14 protein-coding genes are annotated in these 15305 nt (G+C 63.8%); 6 read left to right on the forward strand and 8 right to left on the reverse strand.

Translation table 11 applies throughout. The features are described 5' to 3' along the window. Positions 1-11: 11 nt before the first annotated feature. A complete protein-coding gene (locus U5A89_RS13365; RefSeq protein ID WP_338161572.1) occupies positions 12-968 on the reverse strand; it encodes an acyltransferase family protein in 957 nt (318 codons plus the stop codon). Positions 969-1041: 73 nt separating this feature from the next. Between U5A89_RS13365 and U5A89_RS13370 the strand changes: the two genes are divergently transcribed. Then, entirely contained in the window at positions 1042-1719 is a 678-nt protein-coding gene (locus U5A89_RS13370) for an RluA family pseudouridine synthase (RefSeq protein ID WP_338161573.1), read from the forward strand. Beyond that, on the forward strand, positions 1706-2110 hold the full coding sequence (gene arfB / locus U5A89_RS13375; RefSeq protein WP_338161574.1) for an alternative ribosome rescue aminoacyl-tRNA hydrolase ArfB: 405 nt from the start codon (positions 1706-1708) through the stop codon (positions 2108-2110). Before U5A89_RS13370 ends, arfB begins: the two co-directional genes overlap by 14 nt. Here the strand turns inward: arfB and U5A89_RS13380 are convergent, their stop codons facing one another. From U5A89_RS13380 to U5A89_RS13395, 4 genes are read right to left on the reverse strand one after another with little or no spacing between them, the layout of a single operon-like run. Further along, the gene (locus tag U5A89_RS13380) at positions 2111-3727 is read right to left on the reverse strand and encodes a hypothetical protein (RefSeq protein WP_338161575.1); all 1617 of its coding nucleotides are present in this window, start codon (positions 3725-3727) and stop codon (positions 2111-2113) included. Further along, positions 3724-4371: a class I SAM-dependent methyltransferase gene (locus tag U5A89_RS13385; RefSeq protein ID WP_338161576.1), complete on the reverse strand. Its 648-nt coding sequence runs from the start codon at positions 4369-4371 to the stop codon at positions 3724-3726. Before U5A89_RS13385 ends, U5A89_RS13380 begins: the two co-directional genes overlap by 4 nt. After that, the gene (locus U5A89_RS13390) at positions 4368-5363 is read right to left on the reverse strand and encodes a glycosyltransferase (RefSeq protein ID WP_338161577.1); all 996 of its coding nucleotides are present in this window, start codon (positions 5361-5363) and stop codon (positions 4368-4370) included. The genes U5A89_RS13385 and U5A89_RS13390 overlap by 4 nt, the downstream gene beginning before the upstream one ends. Before the next feature lie 55 nt (positions 5364-5418). Further along, entirely contained in the window at positions 5419-5862 is a 444-nt protein-coding gene (locus U5A89_RS13395) for a GtrA family protein (RefSeq protein ID WP_338161578.1), read from the reverse strand. A gap of 65 nt (positions 5863-5927) precedes the next feature. Between U5A89_RS13395 and U5A89_RS13400 the strand changes: the two genes are divergently transcribed. Continuing rightward, positions 5928-6413 carry a GAF domain-containing protein gene (locus tag U5A89_RS13400; RefSeq protein ID WP_338163054.1) on the forward strand — a complete coding sequence of 162 codons (486 nt, stop codon included), beginning with the start codon at positions 5928-5930 and terminating at the stop codon, positions 6411-6413. A gap of 177 nt (positions 6414-6590) precedes the next feature. Further along, on the forward strand, positions 6591-7721 hold the full coding sequence (locus U5A89_RS13405; RefSeq protein WP_338161579.1) for an RcnB family protein: 1131 nt from the start codon (positions 6591-6593) through the stop codon (positions 7719-7721). 36 nt (positions 7722-7757) lie between these two features. Here U5A89_RS13405 and U5A89_RS13410 read toward each other — a convergent pair whose 3' ends face one another. The 3 genes from U5A89_RS13410 to U5A89_RS13420 form a co-directional block, all read right to left on the reverse strand. Continuing rightward, positions 7758-10280 carry a sensor domain-containing protein gene (locus U5A89_RS13410; RefSeq protein WP_338161580.1) on the reverse strand — a complete coding sequence of 841 codons (2523 nt, stop codon included), beginning with the start codon at positions 10278-10280 and terminating at the stop codon, positions 7758-7760. 111 nt (positions 10281-10391) lie between these two features. Then, complete coding sequence (locus tag U5A89_RS13415; RefSeq protein ID WP_338161581.1) at positions 10392-11210, reverse strand: arginyltransferase; 819 nt, start codon at positions 11208-11210, stop codon at positions 10392-10394. A gap of 114 nt (positions 11211-11324) precedes the next feature. Beyond that, on the reverse strand, positions 11325-12572 hold the full coding sequence (locus U5A89_RS13420) for a threonine ammonia-lyase (protein WP_338161582.1): 1248 nt from the start codon (positions 12570-12572) through the stop codon (positions 11325-11327). Between the two features lie 95 nt (positions 12573-12667). On the opposite strand from U5A89_RS13420, the gene U5A89_RS13425 reads away from it, so the two are divergent. After that, complete coding sequence (locus U5A89_RS13425; protein WP_338161583.1) at positions 12668-13537, forward strand: NAD(P)-dependent oxidoreductase; 870 nt, start codon at positions 12668-12670, stop codon at positions 13535-13537. Continuing rightward, a complete protein-coding gene (locus tag U5A89_RS13430) occupies positions 13534-15234 on the forward strand; it encodes an amidohydrolase (RefSeq protein WP_338161584.1) in 1701 nt (566 codons plus the stop codon). The genes U5A89_RS13425 and U5A89_RS13430 overlap by 4 nt, the downstream gene beginning before the upstream one ends. Positions 15235-15305: the final 71 nt, after the last annotated feature.

The raw sequence follows: 15305 nt of genomic DNA on the forward strand, positions 1-15305 counted from the left end.
GTCGGTGTCGATTACAGGAAGATGCGCCGTAGCGGCGTTACCCGGATAAGATGGTAAGCAAGGAAGGGCAGCATCAGCGCCAACGCCAGCAGCGCGCCTTTGTCCAGATAGGGCGATCCATAGTGGATCAGCGCGACATGGAGGTACATGATCACCAGCGACGCCCGCCCCAGCGCCGCGACCGGCCCGGCATAGGGCGCGAACAGCGCCGACAGGCGGAACAGCAGCAGGCAGGTCGCGATTGCCGCGCCGATCGACAACAGCGGCACGCCATAATCGCCGCCCTTCATATTGAGCGCCGGCAGGACACCTGCGAGTCCCAGCAGCGCCATTGCGCCGAGCGGCGCGACCATCCAGCCGCGCCACCGCACGCGCGGCCACGCCGCCCCGGCCCATAGCAACACAAACGCCATCGGCACGCTCAGCAACCCTAGCGGCGACGCCTCCGTCCAATAATGCAGGCCATAGGCAAGGATCAGCGCCGGCAGCAGGACAAAAGCCCAGCGCCGATCGAGCGGATCGGGCCAGCGATTGAGCAGGATGTTGAACAGGATGCGCGCGATCATCAGGCAAGGCACGAACCAGAAGATGGTATAGGGCCCGCGCAACCAGAAGCCGCCCAGCAGGATCGGCACCAGATCCTGTGGCCATTGGTGAAAGATCGGCCGCCCGCCTTTCAACGGCTCGATCAACTGATCGATCAGGATCAGCAGCAGCAGGAATGCGGCATAGGGTCGCATCTGCGTGATTACCTGTCGACGCGTGAAGGCACCGACAGCGTGCGGGCGCGACAGCATGCCCGACAGCAGAAAAAACAGCGGCATGTGAAACGCATAGACGGCGTCGCGTACCGGTCCGCGCGTCCAGACATGGCCGATCACCACCGCCACGATGCCCAAACCACGTGCCACATCGACCCAGTCGAGCCGAAATTGCGCCTTTGGCCGGTCATGCCCCCTGTTGTCCATCGCCTCCACCGCCTATAGGAAGCCGCGCGCGCGTCAATTCCCTCCTCCTTTTGTCCCGATCGGAATCTCTTCCTTGGCCCTGCTTACCGACCATGTGCTGTTCATCGACGGCGAAGCCCTGATCCTCGACAAACCCGCCGGGCTGCCGGTGGATGCGCCGCGGGACGGCTCCATGGCGCTGGAAAATCACCTTGCTTCGCTGACCTTCGGTTTCCAGCGCTGGCCGTTGCCGGTGCACAGGCTGGACCGCGATACCAGCGGCTGCCTGCTGCTCGCCCGCAATCCCAAGGCGCACAAGCGCTTTGCCGCCGCGTTCGAGGCGGGCACGGTCGTCAAACGCTATGTCGCGGTAATCGAAGGCGTGCCGACGGAAGACGAAGGCACGATCGAACTCGCGCTCAGGAAGGTCAGCACGGCGGCGGAAGGTTGGCGCATGATCCCGGCCAAGGCGGGGAAGAACGCCATCACCCACTGGCGCAAGGTCGCGGAGAAGGACGGCCGATCGCTGATCGCCTTCTCGCCCCAGACCGGGCGCACCCACCAGATCCGCGTCCATGCGCTGCACGGCCTGGGCTTCGGCATCGTCGGCGATCCGGTCTATGGCGATGGCGAAGGCAAGATGCTGCTCCACAGCCGCTTCCTGAGCATGCCGCGCGGCGACAAGCCCGCCGCCGAAGCGACCGCCGCCCTGCCCGCGACCTTCATCGCGGCCGGGTTCGGTCAGGATCTGCTGGACGATGCCGGGCTTTGACATGCCCGATGATGCGCTGGAAGAGCGCTTCATCACCGGCGGCGGACCGGGCGGGCAGAATGTCAACAAGGTCGCGACGACGGTCCAGTTGCGGGTCTTCCTGTTCAAACTGGGCCTGCCGCCCTACGCCTATCGCAAGCTCAAGGAACTGGCCGGATCACGGCTGACGGCCGCGAACGAAATTGTGATCCAGGCGTCGCGTTTTCGCACGCAAGAGGCGAACCGACAGGACGCGCGCGATCGCCTGGACGAGATGATCGCCAAGGCGCTGGTCCGCGACGCCCGCCGCATCGCCACCAAACCGGGCAAAGCCGCCAAGGCGCGGCGGGTGGATGCCAAGAAGGCGCGCAGTTCGGTGAAACAGGGCCGCGGCCGGGTGCAGATGGATTGATTAGTGGATCGATGCGCAGATGGCGGGATCTGCCGGGGCATCGGGGAAATACAGCATATATTTGGCGTAGCGTTGCGTCCGGGGATAGGCTTCATGGATGGCCGCGATCGTGACCGGATCATAGCGGCTGACGGACACGCCTTCGCCCAATATCCCATCGACGGCGAACAATCCGAAGCAATGCGCGCGGATGAGCCGGGCAAGGCCTTTTTGGTCATAGACGCCCTTGGCGCCCAATTCGGCGGTGATCGCCGATTCCCATTCCACCTTGCGGCCCGCCCGGATGGTGAAGGTCATGTCGTCGGCAATAACAGGTCTGTCGCTTGCGGCGATCAGGTCCACCACCGGTTGCTTATCGCGGCGCAGGCTGGCGATCGTGTCCGTCGTGGGCTGTCCGGCATAAAGGCTCAGCATCATCGCCAATTGAACCGGCAAAGCCATGAACAATATCGCTATTGAGGCCGGACGCCCGGCCGTTGCCGCCCCGCCCAAAGCGTAGGCGACATAGGGCGCGATCGCGACGCCCGCGAAAATGGCGATGCCGGAAAACCAGTCGATCATATAATTGGCGTTGGCGCCGGACTTGACCATGGCCGCCAGCATGATCGTCTTCAAGCCTACGAACAGGATCAGCATCAGGATCAGGACAGCCTTGGGATCATTGGCGATCCTGTCGCGCCTATGGCCCGCATCCCCTGCCGCGACACGACGAACATATAGCCATCCGCCCGTGGCGCCCAGTACGCCAAGAGCGATCATCGCTGCATGTTCCATCAATTGCGGCAGCAATATCTCCCACAGCAGATGCAGCGCCAAGCGGTTCACATTATAGCCGACGATATGTTGCAGGAACTGTCCGCCATTCAGCCATTGTTCGATGGCAAGTCCCAACAGCCCCATGCAGATCGCCGCAGCCAGACCGCGCAGCGCCAGCGGGCGGTGCGTTACGAGCAGGACGAGATAGGCGGCCGCCGGCGGCGCGATGGAAATCTGCTTCACATAGACGCCCAGCACGAACAGCGCGCTGGCGACATAGATGAGATGCGGTCGGCGCAACGCGCGCCACGCGAACCACAGGCCAGCCGCGCCTAATAGCACCGCCAGCATGTCAACCCGCATCAACGGCGTCCACATGCGCACCGGGAAGGAAGCCAGGAACAGCAGGGCGGCAAAGACGCCGCAGACCGCGCGGGTCTTCGCATTTTCCGCGGAGCCGATCACGGCGCTCGTCAGCATCCCGACCATCAGGGCGCTCAGGGCTGACGAAACGATCGAGACGATGCGCCCCGCCACCATTTCGTCCATACCGGTCCAGGCGGCGAGTGCCTCGAACGTCAAATGATAGAGCGGCGGATAATGATAGACCACGGCGGGAAAGATCTGGAGCGGTCCATAACCTTCGCCCGCCCATATGTTCCGGGCCTGTTGCCACACTATCCCTTCGCCATAATCGAGCTGAAACGGATAGTTCAGCGCAAAATTGATGTAGGACAGAAGAGAAGCCAGGTTTGCCAGCAACAGCAAGCCGACAACGGACAGGCCCGCCACGACCAACCAGCGCGGCAATGCTTCCCGGCGGACCGGTTCCACCGGCGCGACGTCCACATGCGTCGTCATGCCTGCTGCGTCCTTGGGCGTGCGACTACCAGCATCTGCTTGCCCATCGGCTTGAAGGGCGATCGCAGATAGGCGGCGATCAGGATCGGCCAGGATGGCAGGCGCGACTTGATGCTGAGCGGCAGGAAGCGCGGATGCACTTCCATAATCTCCCATCCATGCGCCGACAGCAGGTCGGGCAGGCTGACATGGGAATAGGCCGTCACATGGGTGTAGTCGTCGAAATATTCCCGGAATGCATAGCGGTAATTGGGCTGCAATATGGTGAGCCGTCCGCGCGGCGACAGCTTCGTCCGCAGTGTCGCCAGCACCTCCACCAGCGCATCCTGCGTCAAATGTTCAAACAGGTTCGATGCGAACGCAAAATCGACATTGCCGTTTTCGATGGCGGACAAATCCTGCACCGGTCCTACGATCGTTTCCACGCCCGGTGCCACATGGCTGGGCATGGCGGGCCAGATATCCAACGCTATCCGGCGTCGCGCAACGACCGTATTGATGAAGTCGCCATAGCCCGCGCCCATATCCAGCACGCAATCGTCCAATTTGACCTGGCGGCTGAAATAATAGCGCCACAAGGCGCGCCATACGCCGCCCCGCCGACTGTCTTCATGCAGCCGCGATCCGTGATAGTCGCCGCTCATGCAGGCTGTTTCCAATTGTTCAACATACCAAAGATCATCCGCATCCCGACAACGAAACTGCGCCAATTATTGACGTTGCCGCCCTTGCTGACGCCGACACGGGGATGGAAGGTGATGGGGCATTCCAGCAGCACATAGCTCTCTCCCAATGCGGTATCGAGGAAATGGGCATTGAATTCCAGATTGACCGCCGGGCTGAGCCGGGGCAGCAATCTGACCAGCGCATCGCGGCGGCATAATTTATATGTGGTGCCGACATCGGTAATGGTGCCCCGGCCCAGATGCTTTGCCTCCAGCAACTTGCCCACGAAGATATTACCGTAGAACATGAAGGTGCTGAGCTGCGTGATATATTGGCGCAGCGGTTCCACCGTCCGCGTGCCGTTGACGATATCGGCATGGGGCGCATAGGCCAGCAGTTTCTCGATATCGTAGGCCCGAAAGGTGCTGTCGCCTTCGCACAAGACGACGAATTCCGTGTCGAGATAAGCCGCGCCCTCCTCCAGACAGCGAAAGACGCACCGACCATAGCCGGGCTGTAGCTCGTTATAGCCGATGGCACCCGCTTCGATGGCCCTTTCCAATGTCCGGTCGCTGCTGTTGTTGCTGACGACGATCACCCGTTCGACCAATGGATGCGACAGGAAGTCCTCAACAGCCGCGCCGATGCTGCTTTCGTCATTATAGGCGGTCAGCGCGACCGTGACGCGCCGTCGCTGCACTGGTTCGAAACGGACGGGCATGTCGGGCTTCTTGCCGCCGAACAGGATCAATATGTCGAACAGGGCAAGCCCCAGCCCCAGCATGATCGGCACGCCGCTATACCATACCAACCAGATGGCGATGGGATCGAGCAAGGCATGCAGACCCAGGACGTAACGGGGGATGACCAGCAAGACCCCGAAAAGATAGAGGGCTATGCCCAGGGTGAACAACAGGGCACCATAAAGAAGGAATGGCGTATGCCGCCTTTTGATGATCCCGTCGGTCATGATGTCCCCATAGCAATAGCCAGTCGGGAGCTACCGCTATATGGTTAAGGAACTCTCAAGTCCGCCCGTCGCCGCCGCCAAAGACCCAGTGTTTGGCGAGCAGGAATGTCATCAGCGGCGTGACGAAAATCATCGGCACAAGCGGCGTCCAGGCGGGCCACCGCAATATGTGCGTGCATATCCAAACCCACAGGCTGTTGCAGGCGAACGCCGCCAGGGACAGCGCGCCATAGCGCGTCATGCTGCGCAAGCCGCCGCTTGCGCCTGCAAAGCTGAAGCTGCGATGCAATTGATAGCTGACGCCCAGTTGCGCGGCATAGGATAGCAAATTGGCCGTCAGCGGTGGGAAGTGCATGACGATGGCGCAGACGACATAGATGCCGATGGCCACACAGGCGGCGATGCCACCGCTGATCGCGAAACGGGTGAAGGCAAGCCAGGAGGAAGAGGCGGTGAAACTGTGCATCTCAGCGTCTGTTAGCAGGCCCGCCTTAACCATAGTCTAATGCCGCGCTCCGCCCTGTCGCCATTGGCACCCGCTTGAGGCGGCCCTATATAATCGCCATGTATGATTTCGCCCCCGCCTCCGCCGCCGACAAACCTACTCTATACGCCGACCTTCTCTCCGCCGCCGACGCGCTGACGGCGGGCGAGCCGGACCCGGTTGCCAATATGGCCAATCTCGCCGCGCTGCTGTGGCAATATCTACCCGATCTCAATTGGGCTGGTTTCTATCGCATGGTGGATGGCGAACTGGTGCTCGGTCCGTTTCAGGGCAAGCCTGCCTGTATCCGCATCCCGGTCGGCCGGGGCGTGTGCGGAACGGCGGCGGCGACGCGGGAGACTCAGTTGGTCGCCGACGTTCATGCCTTCCCGGGGCATATAGCCTGCGATGCGGCCAGCGCGTCCGAAATCGTTGTGCCGGTGCTGCACGACGGGCGGCTGATCGGGGTGATCGATCTCGACAGTCCGTTGCCCGCCCGGTTCGACTCGGACGACGCGGAGGGATTGGAAGCGCTGGCGGCACGGATCGCGGCGCGCATAGGTTGACGCGTTAACCCTGTTTTTCCCCGCCCGCGCTAAAGCCGGACTTGTTTCGCCCCGTTTCGGGACAGGATTTAACGGCCTGACTCATGGATAGCCGCGGATCGCCATGCTAAACGATGCGTTAGCAATTTGAGGCTGCGCATCTGGTTGGCGCGCCGTGAAAAACAGGGAGTGTTAACCATGCGGACTCCAACCCTTATCCTTCTGGGGGCCAGCGTGGCGCTGGCCGCGGCGGCTGCGCCTGCATTGGCTGAGGGCGGCGCTGGCGCGGCGCTGCCGGTTATGGGAAAAAGCTGGGGCGGACCGCGCCCGGGCGGCGCGATGCCCCATCCCGGCCCCCGCCCCGGCATGCACATGCCGCGTCCGGGCGGCAACTGGAGCGGCAACTGGAATAATGGCGGGCATCGCTGGGGATCGCGCCCCAATGGCCGTTGGGTCGGCGGCTGGCGCGCGCCGGGTGGCTGGGGCGGCTATCAGCGCCCGGTCTATGGCTATGTCCTGCCGAGCTACTGGATCAATCCCAGCTATACGATCAGCAATTACGGCGCCTATGGGCTGCCCGCCCCGGCCTATGGCTATGGCTGGTCGCGCTATTATGACGATGCGGTCATGACCGACCGTTATGGCCGGGTCTATGATCATCGCAGCGATATCGACTGGGGCCGTTATGAAGGCGGCTATGGTCCCGATGGCGACGATGACGGCTATTATGACGAACCGCGCCGCGACAATGGCGTCGGCGGGGCGGCGATCGGCGCGGTCGTCGGCGGCGTCGCGGGCAACCGCATCGCCGGACGTGGCAATCGCACCGCGGGCACGCTGATCGGCGCTGGCGTCGGCGCCGTGGCCGGCATGGCGATCGACAAGGCGGAGGATGGCCCGCGCCGCCATGCGCCCCCGCCGCCGCGCCGTCCGGGCGTGGGCTATGACGACGGCTATGCCTATGCCGACGACGGCGTCACGTCGCAGAATGAATATGAAGGCCGGTGGACCGGCACCTGGACCACCGACGATGGTCGGCAGGTCAGCGGCACCTATGACGGTCGTTTCGAAGGCGACGTGCGCGGCGCGGGCGTCGATTATGACGCCCCACCCTATGCAAGAGGCGGCGCGCCCCATTGGCAGGGCGGCCCGGGGCCGATCGTCAGCCAGGGCGGCGGCTATGTGTCGGGTGGTTATTATTATCCCGCACCGGTGGTGACGACCGTCACGGTGCAGCCTGCGCAGACGACGACCACGACGACGACGACCTATGTCACCGAAACCGTCCCCGTGCGCCGCCGGGCAGCACGTCGGTGCCACTGCAAATAAGGGTGATCAGGGGACCGGGTCATGCGGTCTGGTCCCTTACATCCTAGGCGGGTGGGTTTCTTCCACCGGTTGCGGACGTCCCAGGTGAAAGCCCTGGCCTACGATACATCCCAGCCGCAGCAGAAAGTCCGTTTGGGCTACCGTCTCTACGCCTTCCGCCACGACTTCCATCCCGAAACTGCCGCCCAGTTTCACGATCGCGTCAACAATCGCCGCATCGCCTGCGTCTTGCTCGATATTGCTGACGAAGCTGCGGTCGATCTTCAGCACCGCGACCGGATATTGTTTCAAATGGGTGAGCGAGGCGAAACCGGTCCCGAAATCGTCCAGCGCCACGCAGACACCGGCATTGGCAAACTGATGCAAGGTGTCGGCCACCTGACCTGCGCCCCGGCCCAGGAAAACGCTTTCGGTCACCTCTATTTCGAAATGGGCGGTCGCTATGCTTGCCCGGTCCAGTCGGTCCAGCAGCCGATCGGCAAAGTCGCCGCTCGCAAAGTCGGCCGCCGACGCGTTGATCGCCACCCGGCCCGGATCGAAGCCACGATCCAGCCAGCGCGCCACATCGCCGATCACGGCGTCCAGCATCTGCCCCGTCAGCGCCACGGCGGTTTCGGGATAGTCGAACGCCGCGGCGATACTGCCGGGCAGTTGCACGCCCATATGCGGATGGCGCCAGCGCAGCAGCGCTTCATAGCCCAATATCCGTCCATCGCGCATGTCGATCCGCGGTTGATAATAGGGGATGACCAGCCGATCCGTCACCACCTGCTGCGCCATGCGGATCATCGCGCTACGCTGCTGCGCCTGCGACCGCAGGCCGGAATGGAACAGGGTCAATCGCCCGCGCCCCGCTTCCTTCGACGCATAAAGCGCCAGATCCGCAGCCTTCAGCAGATCTTCCGCCCGGTCGGCATGTTCGCCGAACACCGCGCCGCCGATACTGACGCCGCAATCGAGCAAGCGTCCCTGATGGACATGGGGCGTGCGCATATTGTCGATGAGCGCGGCGCTGAACCGCTCCAGCGCCGCGCTGTCGGTCAGCGATCCGGCCGCCAGCCCAAATTCATCGCCGCCCAGACGGCCCAGCACCGCATCGGGCGGCGCGATCGCCACCAATCGCTCGGCAAAGGCGCATAGCAGCGCGTCCCCCGCATCATGCCCCATCGAATCATTGGTGCGCTTGAGGTCGTCAATATCCAGCAGCAGCAGGCCAAAGCGCGCACCATCGGCGCTCGCCTGCGTCGCCATCGCCTCCAGCGTCCCCTGCCACAATGCCCGGTTGGGCAGGTGCGTCATCGGATCATGCGTCGCCGCCCAACGAATCCGCTCTTCGGCGTCATATTCTTCGGTAATGTCGCGAAAGGTGACGACCACACGCAACGGACGCCCGGCGTCCGACCGCGTGGTCCAGCCGGTGCTGCGAATCCAGCGCCGCGCGCCCGTATCGGCGCGATGGATGCGCATCGTCGCTTCGAAATGCGGCGGCAGGACATCTGCAGTGACAGCGTCCAGCATGGCGCGCAGCCGGTCGCGATCGTCCGGATGCACCAGCGCCAGCGCCAATTCGACGGTCGCCGGTTCCTCTTCACCCAGGCCCAGCATCTGGCGAAAGGCATCCGACCAAGTGCGTGCGCCCGTAACGCAATCGAAGTCCCATATACCCAGCCGCGCCGATTTTACCGCCAGGCGAAACCGCTCCTCGCTGTCGATCAGCGCCGTCTGCGCCAGTCGTTCGGCATGGACATCCTCCAGCGTGCCATACCAGCGCAGAACCGATCCGTCGGCACCAAGCCGCGCGGTCGCGCGCGCCCGCATCCAGCGATAGCCGCCATCATGCAGGCGAATGCGGTAGGCGACGTCAACAGGCGCCCGGCTGCCTACATGGCTACGCCAGACCGCCGCCACGCGGGCTTTGTCTTCGGGATGGAGCGCATCCAGCCAGCCATCGCCCAGCGCCTGATGCGGCGCCATGCCAGTCAATTCCAGCCATTTCGGGCCGACCTCCTCTATGCCGCCGTCCGGACCCGCGGTCCACGGCACCTGCGGGCTGAGCGCGACCGACGAGCGATAATGTTCGCGGCTTTCGGCCAGCGCCGCCGCCAGCGCGCGCGCTTCGCGATCGCGCTGCTCGTGCACATCCTCGACCGTGCCGTACCAGCGCGCCTGCTCGGCAGGGAGCGCCAGCCGCACCATGCGGATCATGCACCAGCGCGCCTGACCATCTGCGCAGCGCAGGGCAAGCGTCAGCGGCGCGGTCCGGTCGCTGGATCGTGCAGCAGCCAACAGGGCGCGCCGATCGTCATTGCCCAGCAGCCACCGCCAGCCCAGCCCGATCGGATCGGCCGCGAATCGGGGCAGGAAACGGTTGCTCTCGCGTTCGACCGCGAGCAGTCGGCCGCGATGATCCGCCACCCATCTGAGCAGCGGCGGCGACACCCGTTCGAAAACCGGGGAAAACAGAAGGTCATTGCGAGGATGGAACGATTGTCGCGCAAGCATGTCCTCGCCCGGCGCCAATCGCGCATCGTCAAATCGACGATCAGCAAACCGGTCCATCAACCGTTCCCGATGCGATAGTCATTCCATGCATCGGGGAAAGTTAGTCGAGAAAGTTAAAGAAATCGGCTAGACGATCGGGAAATTGCGGTCGCCATTACAGCTTCGTCTTTACTTGCGGAACATGCCCACCAGTTCGACGGGCAAGGGTGGCTCATCGCGCTGCTGCGCGCCACGAAGAGCTTGCGCCTGCTCATGCGGATCGAACCGCACCCAGCCGCTGCGGCTGAGTTTTTCGAGCGGGCGATAGCGGATCTTATATTGCATCCGCTGCGATCCATCGACCCAGTAACCCAGATACACATAGGGCAGACCGGCGCTCGCCGCGCGCGTGATATGATCGAGGATGATATAGTTGCCCAGACCCGGACGATGCTCCAACTGCGTGTCGAAGAAGCTGTAGATCATCGACAGGCCATCGCCCTGCCGATCAGTCAGGCACGCGCCGATCAGCTTACCGGGGCGGCCATCGACGCCCGGTTCGCGATATTCGATGATATAGCTGTCGACCGGCGTCTGCTCGACCATGTCGGAGAAGTCCATCTCGTCCATTTCGGTCATGCCGCCGCCGGGATGCCGATCCGTCAGATAGCGTTGCAGCAGCGCGAACTGCTCCTCGGTCGACCAGGGCTTGCAGGCGGTCACCTGCAGATCACTGTTCCGGCGGATCAGCTTGCGCTGGGTCGCATTGGGCTGAAATTCGTTGGCGACGACACGCACGGAAACGCAGGCGGAGCAGTCCGCGCAGCTGGGGCGATAAGCGACATTCTGGCTGCGGCGAAAGCCGATTCGGCCCAGCGCGTCGTTCAGTTCCGCCGCATTGTCACCGTTGAGTTCGGTGAACACCTTGCGCTCGCTCTTGCCCGGCAGATAGGGGCATGGGCTGGGATTCGTCACAAAGAATCGCGGGAAGCGGAAAGCGGCAGTCACTGTCCCATCTCCCATTCTTGGCGGCGGCGCATGTCGGTCATATTTTGACTATGCCGTTACCATGCCCCTGTGAAAAGGGCGTTTACCACGAAAAATTGCGGTCGCTTGCCCCGGTCAAGCGACCTCGATCGGCGCGACTTCATAGCCCGCTGCACCCAGCGCCGCGATCAGCCGTTGCAGATGCGCCCGGTCGCGCGTTTCGCATTCGACATCCAGCGTCAGCCCCTTGGCCGGCAGATTAGTGAAGATGCGCTGATGCGCCAGTTCCAGAATGTTGACCGCTTCCTGGTCGAAGATGCGGGCGACATGGAAAAGCGCGCCGGGCCGGTCCTGCAGGATGATGCGCAGCCGCGCCAGACGGCCCGATCGGGCCAGGTCGCGCAGCAACACATTGGCGAGCAGCCGCGTATCGATATTGCCGCCGGTCAGCACCAAGCCGACATTGCGCCCGGCAAATTGCTCGCGATGGGTGAGCAGCGCGGCAAGGCCCGCAGCGCCCGCCCCCTCGACCACCGTCTTTTCAATCTGCAGCAACAGGCTCAGGGCCTCTTCCAGCCGCCGTTCGGTGACCAGCAGCACATCGTCGGCCAGACGCTCGACCACGCGGCGGGTGAGGTCGCCGGGCTGCTTGACCGCAATGCCCTCCGCCAGCGTATCGCCGTCGCAGGCCAAGTCCGCGCCCTTGATGAAATCATACATGGACGGATAGAGTTCGGCCTGCACGCCCACCAGCCGGATGTCCGGCTTCATCGCGCGCGCCGCGATCGCCATGCCGGAAAACAGGCCGCCGCCGCCGATCGGGATGACCAGCGTGTCGATTGCCGGCGCATCTTCCAGCATTTCCAGCGCGACCGTGCCCTGCCCCGCCATGATGTCCGGCTCGTCGAAGGGATGGACGAAGGTCAGCCCCTGCTCCACCTCCAGCAAACGGGCATGGGCATAGGCGTCGTCGAACTTCTCGCCATATTGCACCACGGTCGCGCCATGGCCCTGCGTCTGCGTCACCTTCACCGTGGGGGTGGTGGTGGGCATGACGATGGTGACGGGCACGCCCAGCCGCTTGCCATGATAGGCCAGCCCCTGCGCATGATTGCCCGCCGATGCCGCGATCACGCCCTTGGCCTTGGCCGCGTCGTCCAGCTGGATCAGGCGATTGAGCGCGCCACGCTCCTTATAGGCGGCGGTGAATTGCAGATTTTCGAACTTGAGATAGACGTTGCAGCCCAGCATGTTCGACAGCGTCTGGCTGATCAGCGTCGGCGTCTTGACGATCGAACCCGCAATCCGGGTTCGCGCGGCAAGGATGTCATCGACGGTGACGGGCAGCGGCAGGGCGCTTTCGATCTTGGCGGGCATGTTCATGGGCTGGCCCCTAAACGAAAATTGCGGGTTAAGAAACTGGCACTGTCGCAAAACTGGCCCTATGGCAGGGCGCACGCATAAAATGTACGAGGCATATGGCTAATATCGCGTTTATCGGCCTGGGCGTCATGGGCGGCCCTGTCGCAGGGCACCTAGCCAAGGCGGGGCATAGCCTCACCGTTTACAATCGCTCCATCGGCAAGGCCAAGACTTGGGCGGAAGCCTATGGCGGCGCCGTGGCGATCAGCCCGGCGAAGGCGGCGGAGGACGCGGACATCGTCATCAGTTGCGTCGGCAATGACGATGACCTGTCGCAAATCACGCTGGGCCGCGAAGGCGCGTTTCGCACGATGAAGGAAGGCAGCCTGTTCATCGACCATACGACCGTGTCGGCGCGGATCGCGCGGCAATTGTTCGTGGAGGGCGAGAGCCGCGGCATCCACAGCGTCGACGCGCCGGTATCGGGTGGGCAGGCGGGCGCGGAAAACGGCAAGCTGTCGATCATGTGCGGCGGCAGCGAACCAGCGGTCGCGGCGGCGAAGCTGGTGATGCAGGCCTATGCCGCGCGGATCGTGCATGTCGGCGGCGCGGGCGCGGGTCAGACGACCAAGATGGTGAACCAGATCTGCATCGGCAGCGTTTTGCAGGGCCTGTCCGAAGCGCTGCGCTTCGCCCAGGCGGCGGAACTGGACCTGGACGCGGTGTTCGAAGCGATTTCAGGCGGGGCGGCGCAAAGCTGGCAGATGGACAATCGGTGGAAGACGATGGCGCAGGACAGTTTCGACTTCGGCTTCGCGGTGGATTGGATGCGCAAGGATCTGGGCCTGGCGCTGGAAGAGGCGCGGGCCAATGGCGCGACTTTGCCGGTGACCGCGATGGTCGATCAATTCTACGCCGACGTGCAGGCGATGGGCGGCAATCGCCAGGACACCAGCGCCCTGGTACGCCGGATCACCCGCGCATGAAGGCGATATATCTCGCGACCATCGCCGCGCTCACCCTTCCCTTCCCCGCTTATGCCAGCGGCGTGGTCGACAATGTCAACGGAATCGCGCTGGACCCCAGCGGCAAGGTGGTTCGCTTCGGCGCGCTGCTGATCGACGATGACGGCAAGGTCGAAAAGCTGCTGCCGGGCCGCTATCAGGAACCGGAATATAAGCCCAAGAAGCCGAAAAAGGGCCAACCGTGGCCCGAACAGCCCAAAGCGCCGAGTTTCAAGCTGGATGGCGGCGGCAAGACGCTGATCCCAGGCCTGATCGACGCGCATGGCCATGTGATGGGCTATGGCCTGTCGCTCATCACGCTGGACCTGTCGGACACGCGGTCGCTGGCGGAGGCGCAGGCGAAGATCCGCGCCTATGCGCAGGCCAATGAAGGCCGCAAATGGATCATCGGCACCGGCTGGAACCAGGAAAAATGGGGCTTGGGCCGCTTCCCCACCGCCGCCGAACTGGACGCGGCCGTCGGCGACATCCCGGTCTGGTTGGAGCGGGTGGATGGCCATGCGGGCTGGGCCAATAGCGCCGCGATCCGCGTGGCGGGCGTCACCGCCGCGACCAAGGCGCCGATGGGCGGGCGGATAGAGATAGCGGCGGGCAAGCCGTCGGGCGTCTTCATCGACAAGGCGATGGACCTCATTCAGAAGGTCACGCCGCCCCCCGCCCCCAAGGATCGCGACATCGCACTGGAAAAGGCGCAGCGCGCGCTGCTGTCGATGGGCATCACCGGCATCGCCGACATGGGCACCAGTATCGAGGATTGGCAGGCGTTCCGCCGCTCCGCCGATCGCGGCGCGCTGCGCGTGCGGATCATGTCCTACGCCTATGGCATCGACAATATGGTGCTGATCGCCGGGCCGGAACCCACGCCCTGGCTCTATGACGATCATCTGCGCATGGGCGGCGTCAAGCTGGTGCTGGACGGGGCGCTGGGGTCGCGCGGCGCATGGCTGCGCGCCGACTATGCCGATGCGCCGGGCCAGCGCGGCCTGCCGATGATCGCAGACACGCAGTTGCGCAACACTATGAGCCGCGCGGCGATGGATAATTTCCAGGTCGCCGTCCACGCCATCGGCGACGCGGCCAATCACGAATTGCTGAACGCGATCGAGGAACTGAACGACACCTATAAGGGCGACCGGCGCTGGCGCGTGGAACATGCGCAGATCGTGACGCCGACCGACCTGCCGCGTTTCGGACCGCTAGGTGCGATCGCGTCGATGCAACCCGTTCACGAGGCGTCCGATTGGCGCATGGCGACCACGCGGCTGGGCGAAGCGCGGCTGAACGGCGCCTATGCATGGAAGGCGATGCTGGACAACAGGGTGCCGCTTGCCTTCGGCTCCGACGTGCCGGTGGAAAGCCCCAATCCTTTCGCAGGTATCGCCGTCGCAATGAGCCGCGAGGATGCCAATGGCGAACCCGCGGGCGGCTGGATGCCCGAACAAAGGGTCAGCTTCGACGCCGCGCTGGACGGCTTCACCCGCCAGGCGGCCTATGCCGGGTTCGCGGAAAAGAAGTTCGGCAGCCTAGTCCCCGGCCAGCGCGCCGACTTCCTGTTGATCGACCGCGACATCGCATCCGCGCGCCCCGCCGACATCCGCCAGACGCAGGTGCTGGAAACCTGGATCGGCGGCAAGCGGGTTTATGTGAAGGGGCAGTAAGCAGGCACAATTTACAAAGCGCATTTCGTGATGCTGAACGTGTCGAACTGCGCGATGACTACGTGATAGCG

The organism is Sphingobium sp. HWE2-09, from assembly GCF_035989265.1.
GTDB lineage: Bacteria > Pseudomonadota > Alphaproteobacteria > Sphingomonadales > Sphingomonadaceae > Sphingobium.